This is a genomic window from uncultured Gimesia sp., assembly GCF_937919775.1.
Classification (GTDB): Bacteria; Planctomycetota; Planctomycetia; order Planctomycetales; family Planctomycetaceae; genus Gimesia.
In genome coordinates this window covers 1-4,789 of the sequence record NZ_CALFPF010000489.1, presented here as the reverse complement: position 1 = coordinate 4,789, position 4,789 = coordinate 1, and the positions used below count along the sequence as shown (strand labels likewise).

The 4,789-nt window shown below is 49.4% G+C and carries 3 protein-coding genes and 1 pseudogene; 3 read left to right on the top strand and 1 reads right to left on the bottom strand.

Annotation, left to right across the window (positions count from 1 at the left end; translation table 11 throughout):
• The 3 genes from Q0294_RS13925 to pheT all read left to right on the top strand — a co-directional run.
• Positions 1 to 248 (top strand): DUF1501 domain-containing protein (locus Q0294_RS13925; protein ID WP_299466449.1); only part of this gene is annotated, 248 nt, incomplete at its 5' end.
• 313 nt (positions 249 to 561) lie between these two features.
• On the top strand, positions 562 to 1,545 hold the full coding sequence (gene pheS / locus Q0294_RS13920; protein WP_299466446.1) for a phenylalanine--tRNA ligase subunit alpha: 984 nt from the start codon (positions 562 to 564) through the stop codon (positions 1,543 to 1,545).
• Between the two features lie 54 nt (positions 1,546 to 1,599).
• A complete protein-coding gene (gene pheT / locus Q0294_RS13915; RefSeq protein WP_299466444.1) occupies positions 1,600 to 4,056 on the top strand; it encodes a phenylalanine--tRNA ligase subunit beta in 2,457 nt (818 codons plus the stop codon).
• Between the two features lie 572 nt (positions 4,057 to 4,628).
• Here pheT and Q0294_RS23435 read toward each other — a convergent pair.
• Positions 4,629 to 4,775 (bottom strand): annotated as a pseudogene (locus Q0294_RS23435) (S8 family serine peptidase); the annotation flags it as partial.
• Positions 4,776 to 4,789: the final 14 nt, after the last annotated feature.

The window sequence follows — 4,789 nt, the reverse complement described above, 5'->3', positions numbered from 1 at the left end:
ACCATAATCCGCAGGGTTATTCGATGTGGCTGGCCGGAGCAGGAGTCAAACGCGGTCACGTCCACGGTGCCACCGATGAATACGGTTATTATGCGGCACGTGATAAAGTTCACATTCACGATCTGCATGCCACGCTGCTGCATCTGATGGGCATGGATCATAAGAAATTGACCTATCGTTACGCGGGCCGCGATTTCCGGCTGACTGATGTTTATGGAGAAGTCGTACACGAGATTATCGCCAGTTGAAAGAGAGGCCGTAATCCCATGAATCGCAGGGGAGAACCAGACACGCTCATTTGTGTCTTGATTGGTCTATCGTTCCCTTTTTCGTCGGAGGATGTACCGGAATCGTTAAATACCGCGATAATCAGGGCTTCCGGTGAATGAGAAACGGCCTGTTTTTAGGGTGGTTGCAGAATTACAGCGGAATAGTTACAATCCCGGTCTCAGGGTGGATTTTGCGCGCAACTCGTTGTCTATTCAAGAGATATGTGCGAGTTACTGCTCCGTAATGTACTGTATTTACAAACAGAGAAATTTGAAGATCTGAAGAATCAAAATGTCTTATAAAAATCATCCACTGGTAATAGCGGCGATGGAAAGCATTGATGTTGCAAAATCACTTTCAGCATTGGATGAAGTGCGTGTCCAATATCTGGGGAAGAAAGGTGAACTGAAAACTCTGCAAGCAGTGTTAAAGTCTTTGTCGGATGACGAAAAGGTTGAGTTTGGGAAAATGCTCAATGGTGTCAAACAGGAGATTCAAGAATTTCTAAGGCATAAGAAAGCTCTGATTGAAGCATACGAATTAGTTGGCCCGGATATTAAAGCCATTGATGTGACGCTTCCCGGAGTTCGCGCCCTGCCGGGACATCGGCATCCGCTGATGGCGACGATGGATGAAGTGAAATCGATTCTGGTCGGCCTGGGTTTTCGCTACGACGATTATCCCGAGGTGGAATCCGAATTTTACAACTTCGATGCATTGAATACGCCGGACTGGCATCCCGCACGCGACATGCACGATTCATTTTACACAACCAAAGGCAATGTCTTACGGACGCATACGTCCGCGTTTCAGACACGGGCGATGAAAAACTTCGGTCCGCCTCCGTTACGGGCGATGACGTCCGGTCGCTGTTATCGGCGGGATGAAATTGACGCCTCGCATTTCCCCATTTTTCATCAACTGGATGTGATTGCCATTGATGAGAATATCAGTTTCGCCGATTTGAAATGGGTCTTGTATCAACTGGCCAGCGGATTGTTTGGCGACGATGTTCAACTCCGGTTTCGTCCGAGTTATTTTCCCTTCACCACGCCGAGCGCGGAAGTCGATGTCATGTTTAATGGCAAGTGGCTGGAAATTCTGGGAGCCGGCATGATTCGTCCTGAAGTGCTGCAGGCCGGAGGTGTGGACTCGGAAAAATGGCAGGGTTTTGCGTTCGGTCTGGGCATCGATCGTATGGCCATGATTCGACACGGGATCAGTGATATCCGACTGATGTACGAAAATGAAGAAGCGTTTTTGCGTCAGTTTTAAATGAACTGTGCCTGGTGAAAGCGGACACGATATTTCTGGCAAAGAGAGAGAAAGATGCGAATAAATACTGGCTGGTTGCGCGATTATCTGTCGGAAGATTGCAAAGAGAGCGAACTGCTTGATGCATTCATGACGGTCGGTCTCGAAGTCGAAGAAGAACATAATCTGGCGCACGCACTGGAGCCGATCAGGATTGGTTTTATTCGGGATAAGAAACCGCTGGGTGATGCGGGTAATCTGTTTGAATGCCAGATTGAAATAGAAAAAGGCAAACTGATCACCATTGTCTGCGCTACCGCGCATCCTGTGGAAATTGGCTGGGGAGTTCCCGTAGCGCTTGCCGGCACAAAGCTGCCTACGGGTGCGTTCATTGCGGAAGGAAAATTCAAAGGCATTCGTTCGGAAGGGATGATCTGTCTGGATGGAGAGCTGGGACTGATTGCCAAATCGTCCGGTATGCAGGTTTTTAAAGACGAAGCGATGTTAGGTGCAAGTCTGCCTTCTCTCTCGCCGATTCAGGAATCACTGGTTGAAGTTTCCGTGTTACCGAATCGGCCCGACTGTCTGGGGATGATCGGCATTGCCCGCGAAGTGGCAGCCGTCCTCGGTATGAAACTGAAGTATCCCAGCGCGCGGGTCATTCAATCTGCTGCAAACCAGACGGAAAAAATCACTGTCGCGATTGACGATGATTCACTGTGTCCGCGCTATGCCTGTCAGGTATTTGACGGAGTGCAGGTTCGCAGTTCGCCTCACTGGCTCAAAAGCCGTCTGCAAACAGCGGGCTTACGACCCATAAATAACGTGGTGGATATTACCAATTTTGTGATGCTGGAATGGGGACAGCCGCTCCATGCTTTCGATTTCGATTCCTTGAAGGGAAACCGGATTGAAGTCCGCCGCATGCGGAAGGATGAAAAACTCAAACTGCTGGATGAGTCTGAAGTGGACGGCGCACACCAGCCGCTGGTGATTGCCGACGCCGAGAAACCGATCGCGTTAGCGGGTATCATGGGGGGCTGGAATTCGCAGACCACAGCCGGTTCGAAACGAATTCTGCTGGAAGCGGCCTGTTTTGATTCGGTGTGTATCCGGACTTCCTCCCGGAAGTTGCGTGTCAGTACCGATTCCTCGTATCGCTTTGAACGCGGAACCGATCCCAACGACATGTTAAGCGGTGCATTCAACCGCGCTGCAGAATTGCTTCAGGATGCAGAACTTTCGCAGGCAAAACCGGCTTCCGATGTGACTGACAATTATCCGAATATTCGCGAGCAAACCAGGTTCGCTTTAGATTCCGGTCGCTTCTCGAAGATCCTGGGTACGGAAATCAGTGATCAGCAGATCAAAGAGTGCCTTTCCAAGCTGGAAATGACGCACGATAAAAATCTGACGATTTCGGTTCCGACCTGGCGCGTGGATGTGAATAATGAAGTGGTGCTCGCCGAAGATGTCGCGCGTCTGTTGCGGTATGACAGCATCGTGATGAAACCACTGGTGGCAACCACCACCAAAGGTCGTGTCTCAGAAACTGACGGACTGCGAACGAAAATTGCCACGTTCCTGAGCGCCAACGGCTTTCTGGAATGCCGCACGCCTCCACTCACCACGGAACAGATTGCTATGTCATTCAGTCAATGGCCCGGCGATCCGATTCAGGTTCAGAACCCGATTTCGAAAGAGATGACGACACTCCGGCAGAGTCTGGTGGGAAGTTTAATCGAGGTTGCAGAACGAAATGCACGGCGTGGTGCCAGCAGCTTCCGGTTTTTCGAAATCGATCGTACTTTTCGACAGAACGACGATCAGATCGATGAACGCTGGATGATTGGCGCCGTGATCGGAGGAGCCGTCAACGACTCTGCCTGGATTGCTTCCGAAAAGGAAATCGATTTTCTGCGAGCCAAGGGACTTGTGCAAAATCTGCTGGCTCATATCAGTGTGGATGAAATTTCCTATGAACGGGATACGGCTGCGAAAGGTTATCGCGGCGAAGAATTTGCGGTCATTCAACATGACGGCAAGCGAATCGGTGCTCTCGGTCGGATTGATCTGGACGCATTGGGGATCAAGGATCGTGCCCGAGTGCCTCTTTACGGAGTTGAATTGGATATTTCCGCATTGATCAAAGTCAAATCACCAGCGAGAATGTTTGCTGGCCTGGCGCGCACGCAGATGATTGCCCGCGATATTTCAATTGTGGTTCCCATCGGTTTGCGTTATGCCGAGATAGAGAAATCGCTGGAAAACGCATTTGAAACGGCAGTTACCAACCTGGTGACCGAGCCACGAAAAGAGAGCGAGACGCCTGTTATTCTGCAACCGAAGCTGGAGAGTGTGCTCTGTATTGATACATTTGTCGGCGAGAGCGTCGGCGCAGATGCACAGAGTCTGACGATTCGCATGTTATTCCGCGATGAGACTTATACACTCACTTCCGGCGAAGCACAACAATTGATGGATTACGTTGTCGAACAACTTCACTCCGAACACGGGGCCGTCCAGCGCTAACGTGACGACTGTATTAATCCAAGATCTGTTAAATATCGAAGTCTCAAAAGATGTGATGACTTAAATTATCCTGTGAGGAAATTCTGGTTTTGGGAGAGGTGTTGCATCGCATTCAGTTCGACAACGGCCAGAACAGGAATGTTTTCGAATTGTGCAGCAAGCGTTTTCAATTTGTGGGAGTGGATCTTGAGTGGCCAGTGAATCCCATTCGAATGATTGACCCTTCCTGGATATCTGACCTACGTTTCGCTGTATCAAGATATAGAGCAGTCGAAACTGACTAATTGAACTGATGAAACTCAAAGCGACGCTTGATGTTTATTTGGAGAAATTAAAAACGACGGGCTTCTGATTTCAACTTCTAGAGAAGATGTTAGTCAGCCCGTCGTTTTGGTCAAACGTTTTTTCAACTATCGACAATAATGGTGCGAATGATTGCGATGGCAACAATCGTGGTCGTGGCATTCGTGGTGGTGATGGCACGAACATTCGCAGGCTGGGCAGAGAAAACCAATATCCAGAGTGCCCTCTGTGAGACATTTATCTTTTAAAGAGTCGAGAGAACGTGCATTGCATAAGAGTTTATTCTTGATGACTTTCCACGATGAACAGCGGAAATCGGTATGATACCACAGTAAAGCAGCCGCACCTGAGACATGAGGCGTTGCCATTGAAGTACCACTTAATCGGCCATACCTGTTGCCCGGGAGCGTACTCAGAATATTACTGCCTG